This window comes from Rhodanobacter spathiphylli B39, from assembly GCF_000264295.1.
GTDB lineage: Bacteria > Pseudomonadota > Gammaproteobacteria > Xanthomonadales > Rhodanobacteraceae > Rhodanobacter > Rhodanobacter spathiphylli.
In genome coordinates this window covers 67,120-83,357 of record NZ_AJXT01000012.1, presented here as the reverse complement: position 1 = coordinate 83,357, position 16,238 = coordinate 67,120, and the positions used below count along the sequence as shown (strand labels likewise).

Genomic DNA, 16,238 nt, shown 5'->3' with positions numbered 1-16,238 from the left:
TTCCCACCTGCACTCACTCCTGTTCCATCAGCTCGCGTTGCGGCGGGCGTCCTGTGGCGGCATGCCGGTCCAGCGCTTGAAGGCGCGGCGGAATTCGCGCGGGTCGTTGAAGCCGACCTCGCTGCCGATCTGGGCCACGCTCAGGGTGCCGGCCTGCAGCAGCTGCAGCGCCCGCTCGGCCCGCACGCGGTCGTGGATCTCGCGGAAGATGCGGCCACTCTCGGCGAGCTTGCGGCGCAGCGAGCGCTCGCTGAGGTTGAGCGTGCGCGCCACGTCGTTGAGCCTGGGCTGCTGCGCCAGCTGGCTGCGCAGCAGGCGTTCCACCGCGGCGACGATTTCCTGGTGCGGTTCGCCGCCGTCCGGCGTGCGCTGCTGCGCGCACAGGGCCAGCGCCTGCTGCGCGGTCAGCGGGTTGTAGCCGGGCAGCGGTCGTGCCAGCCATTGGGTGTCGATCAGCAACTGGTTGCGCGGCGCGCCGAAACGCACTTCGCAACCGAACAGCGCTTCATACCTGGCGGCATAGGCGGGCCGGGGATAGGCAAAGTCCGCCCGCACCGGGCACAGCTCGGCGCCGACCAGTTCGCGGGCGATCATCAGGCAGCTGGCGAACAGTTCCTCGCAGAAGAACGGCATCAGTTCGGTGTCGCCGAAGCGCGGCCAGGCCAGCAGCGCGACTTCGCGCTCGCTGGCCGGCTCGACGGCGACCTCCAGCAGGCAGCCGCAGATCTTGTGATGGGCGATGCCGGCGAACATCGCCTCGCCCAGCGTGCGCGAGGTCATCATCGCCAGGCCGAGCAGGCCGAAGCCGCCGATGGTGCCTTCGCGCCCGATGCGCAGGCCGGCATCGGGAACATCCAGCGCCTGCAGCGCGCGACGCACGAAGGTGTTGGCCTGGCGGTACGACACGCGCAAGGCGGGGTCGGCGATCTGCTCGCGGCTCAGCGCCAGGCCGGCAAACCAGGGGCGGCTGTCCACGCCGGCGGCATCGGCCAGCTGCACCAGGTAGAGCAGCTTGTTGGGCGGAAATTCCGCCGCGGTATAGCGCGGATCATCGCTCGCGATGGCGGGGCTGGTGACGGGTGACGGGCCGATCATGCCGGCGGGACGTGCCATGTTGCGAGCGCTCCACGAAGGCCTGCCGGCACGGGCCGGCAACGAAAGGGTCTCTATAACATGGGCTGGTGCCGCGCCGTTTGCGCGCCGCACAACATCGACCTGGCTGATGATGCGCGGGTCATCGGCGCGACGGCATCGCGCCGCGCATCAGGGCGATGCGGCCCCGCATCGATGCAGGACCCGCGCCCGGCACGGATCAGTGCCAGCGGTCATCGTCGCGATCCCGGTCGCGATCGTGGCGGCGGTCGTTGTCGTGGCCGCGGTCATGGTCGTGGTGATATCCGACGTAGCCGTGGTCGCGCGGCGGCACCACGATACAGCCCTGGAGCGACAGGCTGCCCACCAGCACGCTGGCGGCGATGAGGGTGGTGGTCATGAATCGGCGCATGGCGGCTTCCTCTCGTGGCGGTGGACGCAAGAAGTAGCACGCGGGTAGTCGCATCGCTGCCCACGGGAGCCGCCCTCGACGGCTCCCGTTCATCCGCAAGCCGCCTGTCGTTCAGCTCGATGAAGCCCCGCTGACGATGCGCCGGATCTCCCGGTGGATTCCGGCGCGGGTTTACTCGCCGATCGTCAGCAGTGAAGCATTGCCGCCGGCCGCCGTGGTGTTGACGGTGAGCGTGCGCTCGCCGGCGAAACGCAGCAGGTAGTGCGGGCCGCCGGCCTTGGGGCCGGTGCCGGACAGGCACTCGCCGCCGAACGGCTGCACGCCGACCACCGCACCGATCTGGTTGCGGTTGACGTAGCAGTTGCCGACGCGGGCGTGGCTGGCGATGTAGTCGACGGTGTCGTTGATGCGGCTGTGGATGCCCAGGGTGAGGCCGTAGCCGGTGGCGTTGATCTGGTCCACGATCTGCTTCAGCTCGCTGCCCTTCCAGCGGATCACGTGCAGCACCGGCCCGAACACTTCGCGGGTCAGCGTGGCGAGCGAGGGGATTTCGTAGGCGCGCGGCGCGAAGAAGGTGCCGTTGGCGGTGAGCGCGGGGTCCAGCGCGACCTCGCCGATCTTCTTCGCTTCCTTGTCCATGCGCGCGGCGTGGTCGACCAGGATCTGCTTCGCGTCCTCATCGATCACCGGGCCGACATCGGTGGACAGCAGGCCCGGATCGCCGACCTTCAGCTCGGCCATTGCACCGGTGAGCATGGCGGTGACCTTGTCGGCGATGTCTTCCTGCACGAACAGCACGCGCGCGGCCGAGCAGCGCTGGCCGGCGGACTGGAACGCCGAGGCGATCACGTCCTTGACGATCTGCTCGGGCAGTGCGGAGGAGTCGGCGATCATCGCGTTCTGCCCGCCGGTCTCGGCAATAAGCGCGGCGATCGGTGCGTTGCGAGCGGCGAGCGCGCGGTTGATCGCCCACGCGGTGTCGGTGGAGCCGGTGAACGCGACGCCGGCCACGCGCGGGTCCCTGGTGAGCGCAGCGCCCACGGTGGCGCCGTCGCCCGGCAGGTACTGCAGCACGTCAACCGGCACGCCGGCTTCGTGCAGCAGCTTCACCGCGGCATGGCCGATCAGCGAGGTCTGCTCGGCAGGCTTGGCGATCACGCTGTTGCCGGCGGCCAGCGCGGCACTGACCTGGCCAAGGAAGATCGCCAGCGGGAAGTTCCACGGGCTGATGCAGACGAACACGCCGCGACCGTTGAGGAACAACTGATTGCTCTCGCCAGTGGGGCCGGGCAGCTGTTCGGGCTGGCCGAACAGGCGGCGCGCCATGGCTGCGTAGTAACGCAGGAAGTCGGCGGCCTCGCGGATCTCGGCGATCGCGTCGGGCAGGCTCTTGCCGGCCTCGCGCACGCACAGCGCGATGAACTCGCCGCGGCGTGCTTCGAGCTGGTCGGCGGCGTGTTCGAGGATCGCGGCGCGGCTGGCCGCCGGCAGGCGATCCCAGCCGAACTGGGCGGCGACCGCGTTGCCCAGCGCCCGGTCGACGGTGGCGCTGTCGGCGCCGGTGTAGCTGCCCACCACCTGGCGGCGATCGGCCGGGTTGGTCACCTGCACGGTCGGGCCGTTCGCGCCCGCGCCTGGCACCAAGGGTGCCGCGGTCCACGGGCCGGTGTTTGCGTTGACCGCGTCGGCCATCGCCTTCAGTTCGTTGTCGTTGGAGAAGTTGACGCCCATGGAATTCTTCCGGGTGATCGAATTGGAATGCTGCGCAGGCGCGGTGCTGTCGCCGTAGAGATTCACCGGCAGCGGGATGCGCGGATGCGGAATGGAGCTGAAGCTGCGCACCGTCTCGCAGGGATCGGCGACCAGCTCGCGCACCGGCACGCTTTCATCGACGACGCGATTGACGAAGCTGGTGTTGGCACCGTTCTCCAGCAGTCGGCGGACCAGGTACGGCAGCAGGTCCTCGTGCGTGCCCACCGGCGCATACACGCGGCAGGGCACGTTCAGGTTCTGCGGGCCGATCACCTCGGCGTACAGGTCGGTGCCCATGCCGTGCAGGCGCTGGAACTCGAACGGCCGGCCGTGCGCCAGGTGGTGCACGGCGGCGATCGAGTGCGCGTTGTGGGTGGCGAACTGCGGATAGACCAGCTCGCTGCCGGCATCGAACAGCTTGCGGGCGCAGGCCAGGTAGGACACGTCGGTGTTCGGCTTGCGCGTGTACACCGGATAGCCGGCCAGGCCGTTTTCCTGGGCGCGCTTGATCTCCGCATCCCAGTAGGCGCCCTTGACCAGGCGCACGTACCAGCGGCGATTGGCGGCCCGGGCGGTCTCGATCAGCCAGTCGATCACGAACGGCGTGCGCTTGGCATACGCCTGCACCACGATGCCCAGGCCGTTCCAGCCTTCCAGCGACGGGTGCTTGAAGACGTCGCCGATGATGTCCAGCGACAGCTCCAGTCGCTCCGCTTCCTCCGCGTCGACCGACAGCGCGATGCCATGCTTCATCGCCAGCTGCGACAGTTCCAGCAGTTTCTCGGTGAGTTGGCGGCGGGCCAGTTCGCGCTTGGCCACTTCGTAGCGCGGGTGCAGCGCGGACAGCTTCACCGAGATCGACGGCGCGTCGGTGTGGTTGGCGAACGGGCCACGTGCGCCGATCGCGGCGATCGCGCGGCGGTAGTCTTCCTGGTAGCGCTCGGCGGTGGCGGCGGTCAGCGCGGACTCGCCGAGCATGTCGTAGGAATAGCGGTAGACCGCGTATTCCTTCTTCGCGCAGCGGTCGAGCGCCTCGTCGATGCTGCGGCCCATCACGAACTGGTGACCCATGATGCGCATGGCCTGGCGCACGGCAAGGCGGATCGCCGGTTCGCCCGCGCGGCCGACCAGCCGCTTCAGCGCGCCGGTGAAGTCGTGGCGGGTGTCCTCGGCGAGGTTGACCAGGTGTCCGGTCAGCATCAGGCCCCAGGTCGAGGCGTTGACGAACAGCGATTCGCTCTGGCCCAGGTGCTTCTTCCAGTCCGCGTCGCCCAGCTTGTCGCGGATCAGCTTGTCGGCGGTGGCCTTGTCCGGAATGCGCAGCAGGGCTTCGGCCACGCACATCAGTAGCACGCCTTCCTCCGAGGAAAGGTCGTACTGGCGCATGAAGGATTCGACCGCGCTCTGGTCGCTGGCGCGTGAGCGCACGCGGGTGACCAGGCCGGCGGCCACGTCGATCACCTGTTCGCGTTCGGCCGGCGGCAGGCTGGCCTGGACCAGCAGGTCGTTGATCGCTTCGGTCTCGTCGCGCAGCCAGGTCGCGGTGATGCGCGCGCGCGCGGGCGTGCAGTCGAGGGGAAGTTCGGGGCTGAGAATGGCTTGGGTCACGGGAAGCTTGCCAGAATCCGCTCGGGGCGGAGGGAAGCGCGGGATTGTACGCCGCAGCCTGCCGTTTCGGGCGGCTGCGGCCGCTTTCCGCAGGGGAAGCGAGCATGTCCGCAAGCCCTGCCCCGAGACGTGATCCAGGTCAACGGGGTGCGACATTCTTGCCCGTTGCGCCGCCGCGGCCTATCATTCCCGCGTTCCAGGCACGCCGGGTCCCCATGATCGTGCTTCGACCAGCTACCGCCGGCTTGCCCTGCGTGACGATGTGGCTCAAGCCCAATCGCACGCTCAGCCGGCGCGGTCTGCGTCGACTGATCATGGTTCTGGTAGCGCTGGTGCTGATGACGGCTGGACTGGGATCGTGGCAGGGGAATGTGTTCGCTCCGCTGTTTGCCCTGGTTGAATCCGCCGCCGTGGCCTTCGCCCTGAGCGTGGCCTGGCGGGCCGGTGACCGTAGTGAGTGCATCACTCTCGACGCCGTGTCGCTGGAGGTGCAATCGCTGCCAGGCCGGCGCCGCATGCGTTTCCAGTCGTACTGGGTGCGCGTGTTGCTGGAGCCCGCCAACGGGCGCCAGCGGCTGCTGCTGTCATCGCACGGGCGCGAGCTGGAGATCGGCGTTTTCCTGGCGGATCAGGAACGCGTCGAGCTGTCGAAGAAACTCATGGTGTTGCTGGCCGAATTCAATGGACAGCCACGCAAGCAGGTTCAACAAAGGTGCAAGACATGACATCTGGCGGCATCAGGCGATCATTCACGGCAGCGGCGGCTCTCGCCCTTGCATCGTTCGGCAGCGTGGCCCTGGCCGCCCCCGGTCCGTGGCAACTGAACATGGAGCGCGGCGCCAGCACCTGGTCGCCGGTGGCCTACCACCTCAACAACATCTCGCTGGCCGTGTGCACGGTGATCGGCGTGCTGGTGTTCGGGGCGATGTTCGTGGCGATGTTCCGCTTCCGCAAATCGCGGGGTGCGGTCGCCGAGAAGTGGTCACACAACACCATGGTGGAAGTCATCTGGACCACCATCCCGGTGCTGATCCTGATCACCCTGGCTTACCTGGCCACCGGCGGCCTCACCAGCTGGGCCGACACCACCGGCTCGCAGATGACCGTCAAGGTCACCGGCTACCAGTGGAAGTGGCGCTACGACTATGTCGATTACATGGGCAAGTCGATCGACAAGGTCGGCTTCATGTCCAAGCTGGATACGCAGAGCGACCAGACCCGCCAGCTTGGTTCGGGCATGGACCCGTTCGCGGTCAAGGTCGGCGACGAAAGCACCTACCTGCTGAATGTCGACAAGCCGCTGGTCGTGCCGGTCGACACCAAGATCCGCTTCGTGATCACCAGCGGCGACGTGATCCACTCCTGGTGGGTGCCGGCGACCGGCTGGAAGATCGACGCGATCCCCGGAATCATCAATGCCGCGTGGGCCAACTTCACCACGCCGGGCACCTATCGCGGCCAGTGCGCCGAGTTGTGCGGCCAGGATCACGGCTTCATGCCGATCGTGGTGGTGGTGAAGTCCAAGGCGGACTTCGCCAAGTGGCTGGCCGAGCAGGAGACGCAGTCCACCGCGCCCGCCGCCACGCCGCAAACCGCACAGGTCGCCACCCCGGCCGGTGGCAAGCAGGGCTGACCCGCGTCAGTCTCGTCGGCACGACTTCATTTCGCAGTTGCATTCCACTTTCAGGTTAGAGGTACGTCATGTCCCACGCAGCCACCCATGATCACCATGATGATCACCACGGCGCGCCGAAGAATTTCTTCCAGCGCTGGGTCATGTCCACCAACCACAAGGACATCGGCACGCTGTATCTGATCTTCGCGCTGACGATGTTCTTCATCGGCGGCAGCTTCGCGATGGGTATCCGTGCCGAGCTGTTCAAGCCCGGCATGCAGCTGATGCAGCCGTACTTCTTCAACCAGCTGACCACGATGCACGCGCTGGTGATGATCTTCGGCGCGATCATGCCGGCCTTCGTCGGCCTCGGTAACTGGATGATCCCGCTGATGGTGGGCGCGCCGGACATGGCGTTGCCGCGCATGAACAACCTGTCGTTCTGGATCCTGCCGTTCGCCTTCATCCTGATGCTGTCCACCCTGTTCATGCCCGGCGGTGGCCCGGCCGGTGGCTGGACCATGTATCCGCCGCTGGCGCTGCAGAGCGACTCGCTGGCCTACGTGGTGTTCGCGGTCCACCTGATGGGCATCAGCTCGATCATGGGCGCGATCAACATCATCGCCACCATCCTCAACATGCGCGCGCCGGGCATGGACCTGCTGAAGATGCCGGTGTTCGTGTGGAGCTGGCTGATCACCGCGTTCCTGCTGATCGCCGTGATGCCGGTGCTGGCCGGTGCGGTGACCATGCTGCTCACCGACAAGTATTTCGGCACCAACTTCTTCAACCCGGGCGGCGGCGGCGACCCCGTCCTGTACCAGCACATCTTCTGGTTCTTCGGCCATCCCGAGGTCTACATCATGATCCTGCCCGCGTTCGGGATCATCTCGGAAGTGGTGCCGACCTTCGCGCGCAAGCCGATCTTCGGCTACAAAGCGATGGTGTTCGCGATCGCCTGCATCGCCTTCCTGTCGTTCATCGTGTGGGCGCACCACATGTTCGCGGTCGGCCTGCCGCTGGGCGCGGAAATCTTCTTCATGTACGCCACCATGCTGATCTCGGTGCCGACCGGCGTGAAGGTGTTCAACTGGGTCGCCACCATGTGGGGCGGTTCGATGACGTTCGAGACGCCGATGCTGTTCTCGCTGGCGTTCATCATCCTGTTCACCATCGGCGGCTTCTCCGGCCTGATGCTGGCGCTGGTGCCGGCCGACTTCCAGTATCACGACACCTATTTCGTGGTGGCGCATTTCCATTACGTGCTGGTGACCGGCGCGCTGTTCGCGATCATCTCGGCGGCCTACTACTGGATGCCGAAGTGGACCGGCAACATGTACAGCGAGTTCTGGGGCAAGGTGCACTTCTGGAACAGCGTGATCTGGGTCAACGTGCTGTTCTTCCCGCAGCACTTCCTTGGCCTGGCCGGCATGCCGCGCCGCATCCCCGACTACAACGTCGCGTTCGCCAACTTCAACATGATCAGCTCGATCGGCGGCTTCCTGTTCGGCGCCACCCAGCTGATCTTCATCGGCGTGCTGATCCACTGCGCGTTCTTCTCCAAGAAGAAGGCCACCGACCGCGTGTGGGAAGGTGCCAAGGGCCTGGAGTGGACCGTGCCGTCGCCGGCACCGCATCACACCTTCGAAGTGCCGCCGGTGATCAACGACGACGAACTGGCGCACGGTCACGTGAACGATTGACGGTTTTCGCGGCATCCTGGCCAGCGCCGGGATGTCGCACAGGAACAGGCAGCAGATGAAGCAGGAAACGACGAGGTCTCCGGTCGCCGATGGCGACGACAGTCGCCGCCGGGGCGTCCGACGCACCGTGACGGTGCTGGTGGCGATCGTGGCGTTCTTCTTCCTGATTTCGTTCGTGCAGATCGTGTTGATGAAGTAGTCGGTCGCGATTGCCACAGAGTTTTCACCGGTTCGCCGTGGCGGCGGCCGGCACGCAGTTCCCCGGGCGGCACGACGGGGCAGAGCCATCAAGAGAAATCCACGGGGTTACACCATGGGTCAGCAGCACGACGCTTATTTCGTACCGGCCAAGAGCCAGTGGCCGATTGTGGCCGCGGTGGTCATGTTCCTCACCGTGTTCGGTGCCGCGCACTGGCTGAATGCGGCGCCCGGTGAAGCCGGCTTCGGCAAGACCGTGCTGACCGTCGGCGTGATCGGCGTGTTTGCCATGTTCTTCGGCTGGTTCCGCTCGGTGATCCGCGAATCGCTGGCCGGCAGCTACAGCCACCAGGTCGACACCTCGTTCCGCATGGGCATGATGTGGTTCATCTTCTCCGAGGTGATGTTCTTCGGCGCATTCTTCGGTGCGCTGTTCTACATCCGCATGTTTTCCGTGCCGTGGCTCGGCGGTGACGGCCATGGCGTGCTGACCCACCAGTTCCTGTGGAGCGACTACGCTGCCGCGTGGGGCGCCAACGGCGGCAACGGCCCGGAACAGATCGGCGGTTCCTTCCACACCGTGCCGGCCTGGGGCCTGCCGCTGCTGAACACGCTGATCCTGCTGACCTCCAGCGTCACCGTGACGATCGCGCACCACGCGCTGCGCGCGGGCCATCGCGGCAAGATCCTGCTGTTCCTGGGCCTCACCGTCCTGCTCGGCGCGACCTTCCTGTACTTCCAGGCCCACGAGTACATGGAGGCCTACCGCGAGCTCAACCTGACCCTGCACAGCGGCGTCTATGGCTCGACCTTCTTCATGCTGACCGGCTTCCATGGCCTGCACGTGACGCTGGGCACGATCATGCTGGCGGTGATCTGGTTCCGCGTGCTGGCGGGTCACTTCAACAAGGAGCACCATTTCGGTTTCGAAGCCGTGGCCTGGTACTGGCACTTCGTCGACGTGGTCTGGCTCGGCCTGTTCATGTTCGTCTATATTCTCTGACGCGAGGTCCTTCTCGCGAAGAGCAAGACCGGCCGTCCGGGCCGGACTCTTCAGAAGAGCGACGCGAGGCCCTCTCGCGGAGAGCAGGGCCGAAAACAACAAAAAACCCGCCATTGGCGGGTTTTTTGTTGCTGGCGAGTCCGTCTCGGCGGGCGGGCCGGCGGTACAACCGCTACAATTACTGGCCGACGTCGTGCGGATGGATCCAGCCCATCTTCCAGCCGATGATCACCATCGCGATCAGGAGCAGGGACAGGCCGATGCGGCGGGTCAGGGCCCATACCGTGCGTCGGTCGTCGTCCTGATCCTTCATCATGAAGAACAGCGCCTGGCCGAGGCTGAAGATCACCACCAGCAGCACCACGACCAGCGCAAATTTATAGACGGTTTCCACGTGATTGATCCGATCCAGTTCGACATGCCCAGTATAGCGGTCGCTGGCAGGCGCCCGGCGTGAGCGGTTTTCGCCGTCCGTCGTGGTGGGCGCTGCTGCTGACCGTGGCCGGAGCCTTGCTGTTCGTGCGTCTGGGCTTCTGGCAGCTGCATCGTGCCGACTTCAAGGAAGCCCTTCTGCGACGGTATGCCGCGGCGGCCACGGCACCCGTACAGGACTTCCCGCCGGCGTCGGGCTCGTCGATGCCGGCGGCGGATCGCTTCGCGCGGGTGCGGGTTCACGGCCGTTACCTGGCCGACCGCATCTACCTGCTGGACAACCCGAAGCACGACGGGCTTGGCGGGGTCGAGGTCTTCGTGCCGCTGGCGCTGCATGGCGACTCGCGTCTGCTGCTGGTCGACCTCGGCTTCCTGCCCGGCAACGGCAATGGCAAGACGCCCCAGCTGCCGCCGCTACCCGCCGGCGAGGTGACCTTGCAGGGCCTGTACGTGCCGCCGCCGCCGTCGGGTTTCGAGATGGGCGGCAACGCGCTGGCCCGCCAGGCAGGCTGGCCAAAGACCACGATCTTCCTCGACACCAGCGAAGTCGCGCGCGATCTCGGCCAGCCCCTGTATCCCCACCTGCTGGCGCTGGATGCCGACCCCGCGTCGATCTACGTGCGCGTGCACACGCTCGATTTCTCCTCGATGCCGCCGGCGCGGCATCGGGCCTATGCCTTCCAGTGGTTCACCTTTGCGCTCGCCGCGGTGGTGATCCTGCTGGTCGTGCATCGCAAGCGCAAACCGCGCAAACCCGATTCCACCAGAGTTGACGACGTCCGATGAATGCTGCCGATCCCGCCGCCGTGCGCAAGAGCCGAATCTTCCTGGTGCTGGTAGCCCTGGTTTTCGCCGCACCGATGATCGCCGCCACCCTGCTGGGCTGGGCGGGCTGGATGCCCGGCACCAAGGGCAACGGCGAGGCGATCGTGCCGCAGCGCAACTTCGTGGCCGAGCAGTTGCGCGTGGAGCTTGCTGACGGAAAGACCTATGCGTGGCGCGACAGCTCGCCGCGCTTCACCCTGGTGGCGCTGGCCGGCCCGGACTGCGCGGCGCATTGCTTCGAGACGCTGACAGGGATTGCCAAGGCGCGGGTCATGCTCAATCGCAATCAGTCGCGCCTGCGTCTGCTCTACATCGGCGCGCCGCCGGCGGATGCGAACCAGCGCACCGCGATGCAGGCTTACTGGATCTTCGGTCGCGATGTCGAAGGCAAGCTGGCCACGTATGTACCGTCCACGCCGGACAGCATCAGTGCGGTGCTGGTCGAGTCCAATGGCACCGCGCTGTCGCTGTATCCGGCAGGTTTCGATGTGCCCGGCCTGTTGCGCGACATGCTGAAGGTGATCAAGTGATGTCCCGGCATGCGGTGAAGGCATTGCGCTGGCTGGCCCTGTTCGCCACCGTGTTTGCATTCGGGCTGGTGATGTTCGGCGCGTTCGTGCGGCTGTCCAACGCCGGCCTGTCCTGCCCGGACTGGCCGACCTGCTACGGCCAGGTGACCTGGCCGCAGCACGCGCAGGCGGTGGCCCACGCCGATGCGAGCTTCCCCGATCGTCCGTACGAAGCGCACAAGGCCTGGCGCGAGCAGGTGCACCGCTTCCTCGCCGGCACCCTGGGCGTGATGGTGCTGCTGCTGGCCGTGCTGGCGAGCTGGCGCCGTCGCGCTGCGCTGCTGGCAATCGTTGCCGGGGCGCTGTTCGCGGCGCTCGGGGTGGGCCTGTACATGCGCGGCGAACACCTGTGGTCGTCGCTGCTGGCCGCCTGCGCGATCGCGCTGCCGCTGATCGCCGCGGCCCGGCTGCCGCGTCCGGGCGCATGGAGGATCTGCGTGCTGGCGCTGGCGGTGATCATCTTCCAGGCCATGCTCGGCATGTGGACGGTGACCCTGCTGCTGAAGCCGGTGGTGGTGATGGGCCACCTGCTCGGTGGCATGGCCACGTTCGCCTTGCTGGCCTGGGCCGCGCTGCGCTTCGCGGGCGTGGCCGCGGCGGACGACCGGCATGCCGGCTTGCGCCGCTGGGTCGCGCTCGGCGTGGTGCTGCTGTTCTGCCAGATCGCGCTGGGCGGCTGGACCTCCGCGAACTACGCCGCGCTGGCCTGCGGCTATGGTCCGGGCTCGTTCCCGCAATGCCTCGGCCAGTGGACGCCGCCGACCGATTTCCACGAAGGCTTCGTGCTGTGGCGCGGCATCGGCGTGAACTACGAGGGTGGTGTGCTGGACATGGCCGCGCGCAGCGCGATCCAGATCGCCCACCGGATCGGCGCGCTGGTGGTGTTCTGCTACCTCGGCGCGCTGGCGGTTGGCGCGGCGCGGCGCGGCCTGCGCCTGGCCGGCCTGGCGATCGTTCTGGCGCTGGCGATCCAGGTCATGCTGGGCATCAGCAACGTCTACCTGGGCCTGCCGCTGCCGGTGGCGACTGCACACAATGGCGGTGCGGCCCTGCTGCTGTTCACCCTGCTGGCCACGCTGGCGCGTACGCAGCGGCAAGCAGGAGGCACCTCCCCGCCCTGACGGGAGGGCCCGCACGCTGAAAAGCCTCGCGGAAACCGGGGTATCTGGTCGGGCGGATGTCCGTTGAGGTATACAAGCCACCAATGGTATCCGTGGTGATGCCACCCCCATCGCGAAGGAGTGCCCTCATGAAGACTAACGCGTACATGGTGCTGTTCGGTTTCTCGTTGGGTTGCCTTGTCGGGATCGGCAGCGCAATGGCGCAGGAGCGGGCACAGAAGGGACAGGCTCCCGGCCGGCTGGAAATGAGTCAGCAGGTACGTGCCGCGAACGCCGATTCATTTGACGAGAAGGCGACCGAAGCCCTTCGCCATTCGCGCAAGAAGCCGTCAATGACGCCGTTGCAGTCGACGGACATGTTCCTGCAGTTGGACAAGAACCACGACATGCTGCTGACGCGGTCGGAGGTTCCGGAAAAGATGACCATCCTGCGTGCGCAGTTCGAAAAATACGATCTGGATCACGATCATCGCCTCAACTATTCGGAGTTCGCCAATTACACCGACACGATGCCCAGTGAACTTGCCGGGGCACCGTGAGCCTGGGTGGCGATCCGGCCGGCTCCGCTCGTGAGGTATTACACTACGCGGCCAGCCACCCGTTGCCGAATGTTCACGTGAATCCGCATCTCTCTCAATACCTGCAATTGACGAAGCCACGCATTGTCGCGTTGTTGGTGTTTTGCGCCGTGATTGGCATGTTTCTCGCCGTTCCGGGTTTGCCGCAATGGCAGGCGCTGGTGTTCGGAACACTGGGTATCTGGCTGGCATCTTCTTCCGCAGCCGCGTTCAACCAGCTGATCGACCAGCGCATCGACAAGGTGATGGTGCGCACCTCGCACCGTCCGCTGGCGACCGGAGAGCTCAACGTGAGGCAGGTCTTCGTCTTCGCGTCAGTTCTCGGAATCGCCTCGATGGTGGTTTTGATGCTGCTGGTCAACACGCTGACCGCGGTGCTGACTTTTGCCGGATTGATCGGGTATGCGGTGATCTACACCGCGTTTCTCAAGCGCGCGACGCCCCAGAACATCGTGATCGGTGGCCTCGCCGGCGCCATTCCGCCGGTGCTCGGCTGGACTGCTGTCACGGGTTCCCTGCATCCATATGCATTGCAGCTGTGCCTGATCATCTTCGTGTGGACACCACCGCATTTCTGGGCGCTGGCAATTTTTCGGCGCGAAGACTATTCGCGCGCTCAGGTGCCGATGTTGCCGGTGACCCACGGGGTGGCGTTCACCCGCTGGCACATTCTGTTCTACACCGTACTGCTGGTGCTGGTGACCCTGTTGCCTGCGCTGACGGGGATGAGCGGGCTGGTCTACCTCGGCGGCGCCGTGGTGCTGGGCGGGGCGTTCCTGTATTACGCAGTGCGTCTGTTGAATCCGCCCGACGAGCTGTACGCGATGAAGGTATTCAACTACTCCATCATCTATTTGATGGCCTTGTTCGCGTTTCTGCTGGCTGACCACTGGCTGACAGACCCGCTCATGCATCTTGAATTGGCGCAACAGCGGGCGATCTGATCGCGCTGCCGCGTTCCGGCTCGCTGGTTCTGCTGTTCCGATGGCCTTCGAGGCGGGACACCGCGTCAGCGGTCAGAGCTGATTCCGGCCGAGCCAAGCAGCTCCTGCAATTCGCCCAACTGTGCCGCGTACTTCTTCCAGCGCCCCACCGCGGCCTGATGGATCGGTGCGCGCACCTGCACTGCGCTGGCCGTGGTCGCGGGTGCCCTGTTGTGCTCGGAGTGCAGGCATGCGTCGTTCCAAGGAAGGCGGCAATGTTCCAGCAACTGGCGGGTGCTGGTCTCGGGCTCCGTCACCAGGGTTTCATAGTCCACCTCAAGGATGCGGCCAGGCAGGACACGTTGCCAGTGCGCCATCAATCGGTCGAAAAGGATGTAATAGCGACCGGTGTCGAGCAGGTCGAAAGAGTAGCCGTGGAGCGGCGAACTCTCCGTAAACGGCTCACGAAAATTGCTGAGGCAACTGTCCAGTGGATTGCGTCGCAAACAAATCATCTTCGCGTTGGGCAAGGCGTTCGCGATGAAGCCGGCATAGAGAAAATTGTGAGGCAGTTTGTCGATGAATCGCGGCTTCAGGCTGGTCGCGGGTCGCGTGCTGGAGAGATAGAGATCGCCCAGCTGCTGCCAGTGAATATGGCGAGTGCGATCGATCACGTTCGCATCCAGCATCACCGGAGAGCGGCCACCGGAAAGACGCTCCAGCATGACGCCGAAGTTTTGCAGTTCACCCGCTGCATAGACTTCCGGGTGACTGGACAGAATGCGCTCGACCAGAGTGGTGCCTGTGCGCGGCATGCCCATGACGAAGATTGGCTCATCGGACAGACAGGCCGATGGCTGCGGCTGGACTTCGGGAAAGCGGTGGATCAGCGCCTCCACCACAGCTTCATCGCGTTGAATCGAATATTGCCTTGCGCCGCGGTTTGCAGCCTTGCCGGTCACCAGATGTTCAAATGCCTTGGCATACTCGCCAAGATCTTCGTATTCCTTGGCCAGTGCCGTGTGCAGTTGGAACTTTGCACGCGGATCATCCGCCTGCCGTGCGAGTGCCCGAAGGTGTTCGACATGGTTGCGGGCCGGGCTCTGTCGGCGCAGCCGCGAACGCACGTTGTACGCAGGCCAGTAGTCCGGTGCCAGCGCCAGACAGGCGTCAAGCTCGCGTTCGGCCAGCACGACATCACCGCTCAATACCAGCGAGGTGGCGTAATTGAAGCGACAGGTCGGATTGTCGGGGAGCAGGCCTGCGGCCCGTCGATATAGTGCACCGGCCCGCTCATGCGCATGGCACTGCATGTAGACCGTCCCCAGCAGATCCAGCAGCATCGGATCGGCGGGATCCAGGGACAATGCGACATTGGCAACCTGCAACGCTTCGCCGGTGCGATGGGCGCGTACAAGTGCCCGGGCGAACTGCACCGCATAACCGGCATGCCGTGGCTGCAAACTCGCTGCCTTGTGTAGATGTTCGAGTGCCTGGGGCAACCGACGCAGAGCCATGGCTGCCAGACCGGCCACGTAGTTGGCTTCGGGGTGCCGCGGATCGACCTGCAGTACGCGCATGGCAAGCGAACCGGCCTGCTGCGAGTCCCCCCGGTTCAACGCGGCGCCGGCTTGGGCCAGGAGCTCCTCTGGGGGGTGGTGCGACGTCGCGTTGGTCATGGGATTTCGCAGCTGATTCGGTTGGTGTCGGCGCCGTGCGGTCGATCCGGTTCAGGCACTCCCGGCGCGCGGTAGTCGGGCAATATAGCAAGACGGCGATTTCGCATGGCGGCAAACGACGCGGCGTTTGCCGATTGACACCCGCGCGGCGCCGCACCAAAATGCGCGCGCCCTCCGGCGCGCTTGCGCCGGCCGGCTTCCTGTCCTGACTAACCAAGGCATATGGACGTTTACCCTAGTCGCAACGTCGACATCCGCTCGCTTCGGGTGCCGGCGCCGCATAACAAGTTGAACGCCTGCGGCGACCGCCTGCGGTCGGCTGGTGCTTTCCGCTAGGGAAAGTCCGGCCCACTCCTGAGGACGCCACCGGCGTCGTCATGAGGAGATGGGCTGATGAAGCTCCTTCACGATTTTTTCCGCCTGCACCTTGCAGGCCGGCGCGCGCCCGCCGTTCGCGGCGGGGCCGCCATGCCCGAATTCAGCGTGACCGTGCCCGCGCCCCTGCCGGGCACGCAAGACGTGGCTTGCGCAGAGCGCGACAGCCGTGGCACCGCTCGCCGCGAACCGGCGTCCTTCCTGAAATCCTCCCGTCATCACCGCCGCGGTGCCACGCGCTGATGAAGGCCGGAATCCGCCATCCCGGGTGGCCTCCGCCATCGCCAGGGCCGGCGTAGCCGGCGCCGGCGGGCGCCGTGCGCCGCCCGCCGAAACAGCTTCCGAGTCCCTGC

16 protein-coding genes are annotated in these 16,238 nt (G+C 65.8%); 11 read left to right on the top strand and 5 right to left on the bottom strand.

What is annotated here, in order from left to right; genetic code table 11:
* Positions 1 to 27: 27 nt before the first annotated feature.
* From UU7_RS07035 to putA, 3 genes are all read right to left on the bottom strand, one after another.
* Positions 28 to 1,113 carry an AraC family transcriptional regulator gene (locus tag UU7_RS07035; RefSeq protein ID WP_007806746.1) on the bottom strand — a complete coding sequence of 362 codons (1,086 nt, stop codon included), beginning with the start codon at positions 1,111 to 1,113 and terminating at the stop codon, positions 28 to 30.
* Positions 1,114 to 1,312: 199 nt separating this feature from the next.
* On the bottom strand, positions 1,313 to 1,504 hold the full coding sequence (locus UU7_RS07030) for a hypothetical protein (protein ID WP_007806744.1): 192 nt from the start codon (positions 1,502 to 1,504) through the stop codon (positions 1,313 to 1,315).
* A 171-nt stretch (positions 1,505 to 1,675) separates the two neighbouring features.
* Positions 1,676 to 4,864: a bifunctional proline dehydrogenase/L-glutamate gamma-semialdehyde dehydrogenase PutA gene (putA, locus tag UU7_RS07025; protein WP_007806742.1), complete on the bottom strand. Its 3,189-nt coding sequence runs from the start codon at positions 4,862 to 4,864 to the stop codon at positions 1,676 to 1,678.
* A 260-nt stretch (positions 4,865 to 5,124) separates the two neighbouring features.
* Between putA and UU7_RS07020 the strand changes: the two genes are divergently transcribed.
* The 5 genes from UU7_RS07020 to UU7_RS07005 all read left to right on the top strand — a co-directional run bounded on the left by UU7_RS07020 (position 5,125) and on the right by UU7_RS07005 (position 9,383).
* Positions 5,125 to 5,589: a DUF2244 domain-containing protein gene (locus UU7_RS07020; protein WP_007806741.1), complete on the top strand. Its 465-nt coding sequence runs from the start codon at positions 5,125 to 5,127 to the stop codon at positions 5,587 to 5,589.
* Complete coding sequence (gene coxB, locus UU7_RS07015; protein ID WP_040673014.1) at positions 5,586 to 6,497, top strand: cytochrome c oxidase subunit II; 912 nt, start codon at positions 5,586 to 5,588, stop codon at positions 6,495 to 6,497. Before UU7_RS07020 ends, coxB begins: the two co-directional genes overlap by 4 nt.
* Positions 6,498 to 6,565: 68 nt before the next feature.
* Complete coding sequence (gene ctaD / locus UU7_RS07010; RefSeq protein ID WP_007806738.1) at positions 6,566 to 8,182, top strand: cytochrome c oxidase subunit I; 1,617 nt, start codon at positions 6,566 to 6,568, stop codon at positions 8,180 to 8,182.
* 55 nt (positions 8,183 to 8,237) lie between these two features.
* Entirely contained in the window at positions 8,238 to 8,381 is a 144-nt protein-coding gene (locus UU7_RS18285) for a hypothetical protein (protein WP_157581966.1), read from the top strand.
* A gap of 114 nt (positions 8,382 to 8,495) precedes the next feature.
* Positions 8,496 to 9,383, top strand: a complete 888-nt coding sequence (locus UU7_RS07005; protein WP_007806736.1) for a cytochrome c oxidase subunit 3 — start codon at positions 8,496 to 8,498, stop codon at positions 9,381 to 9,383.
* A 178-nt stretch (positions 9,384 to 9,561) separates the two neighbouring features.
* Here the strand turns inward: UU7_RS07005 and UU7_RS07000 are convergent, their stop codons facing one another.
* Positions 9,562 to 9,777, bottom strand: a complete 216-nt coding sequence (locus UU7_RS07000; RefSeq protein WP_007806734.1) for a twin transmembrane helix small protein — start codon at positions 9,775 to 9,777, stop codon at positions 9,562 to 9,564.
* Between the two features lie 59 nt (positions 9,778 to 9,836).
* On the opposite strand from UU7_RS07000, the gene UU7_RS06995 reads away from it, so the two are divergent.
* The 5 genes from UU7_RS06995 (at position 9,837) to cyoE (ending at position 13,852) form a co-directional block, all read left to right on the top strand.
* Positions 9,837 to 10,601 carry an SURF1 family protein gene (locus tag UU7_RS06995; RefSeq protein WP_007806732.1) on the top strand — a complete coding sequence of 255 codons (765 nt, stop codon included), beginning with the start codon at positions 9,837 to 9,839 and terminating at the stop codon, positions 10,599 to 10,601.
* Positions 10,598 to 11,170 carry a hypothetical protein gene (locus UU7_RS06990; RefSeq protein ID WP_007806730.1) on the top strand — a complete coding sequence of 191 codons (573 nt, stop codon included), beginning with the start codon at positions 10,598 to 10,600 and terminating at the stop codon, positions 11,168 to 11,170. The genes UU7_RS06995 and UU7_RS06990 overlap by 4 nt, the downstream gene beginning before the upstream one ends.
* The gene (locus UU7_RS06985) at positions 11,170 to 12,330 is read left to right on the top strand and encodes a COX15/CtaA family protein (RefSeq protein ID WP_007806728.1); all 1,161 of its coding nucleotides are present in this window, start codon (positions 11,170 to 11,172) and stop codon (positions 12,328 to 12,330) included. Before UU7_RS06990 ends, UU7_RS06985 begins: the two co-directional genes overlap by 1 nt.
* Positions 12,331 to 12,458: 128 nt before the next feature.
* On the top strand, positions 12,459 to 12,869 hold the full coding sequence (locus UU7_RS06980; RefSeq protein ID WP_007806726.1) for an EF-hand domain-containing protein: 411 nt from the start codon (positions 12,459 to 12,461) through the stop codon (positions 12,867 to 12,869).
* A gap of 77 nt (positions 12,870 to 12,946) precedes the next feature.
* Positions 12,947 to 13,852 carry a heme o synthase gene (cyoE, locus tag UU7_RS06975; protein ID WP_040673010.1) on the top strand — a complete coding sequence of 302 codons (906 nt, stop codon included), beginning with the start codon at positions 12,947 to 12,949 and terminating at the stop codon, positions 13,850 to 13,852.
* 65 nt (positions 13,853 to 13,917) lie between these two features.
* Here cyoE and UU7_RS06970 read toward each other — a convergent pair whose 3' ends face one another.
* Positions 13,918 to 15,510 (bottom strand): tetratricopeptide repeat-containing sulfotransferase family protein, encoded by a 1,593-nt coding sequence (locus tag UU7_RS06970; protein WP_007806721.1) that lies wholly within the window; start codon positions 15,508 to 15,510, stop codon positions 13,918 to 13,920.
* Between the two features lie 393 nt (positions 15,511 to 15,903).
* On the opposite strand from UU7_RS06970, the gene UU7_RS18280 reads away from it, so the two are divergent.
* Entirely contained in the window at positions 15,904 to 16,128 is a 225-nt protein-coding gene (locus UU7_RS18280; RefSeq protein ID WP_007806720.1) for a hypothetical protein, read from the top strand.
* Positions 16,129 to 16,238: the final 110 nt, after the last annotated feature.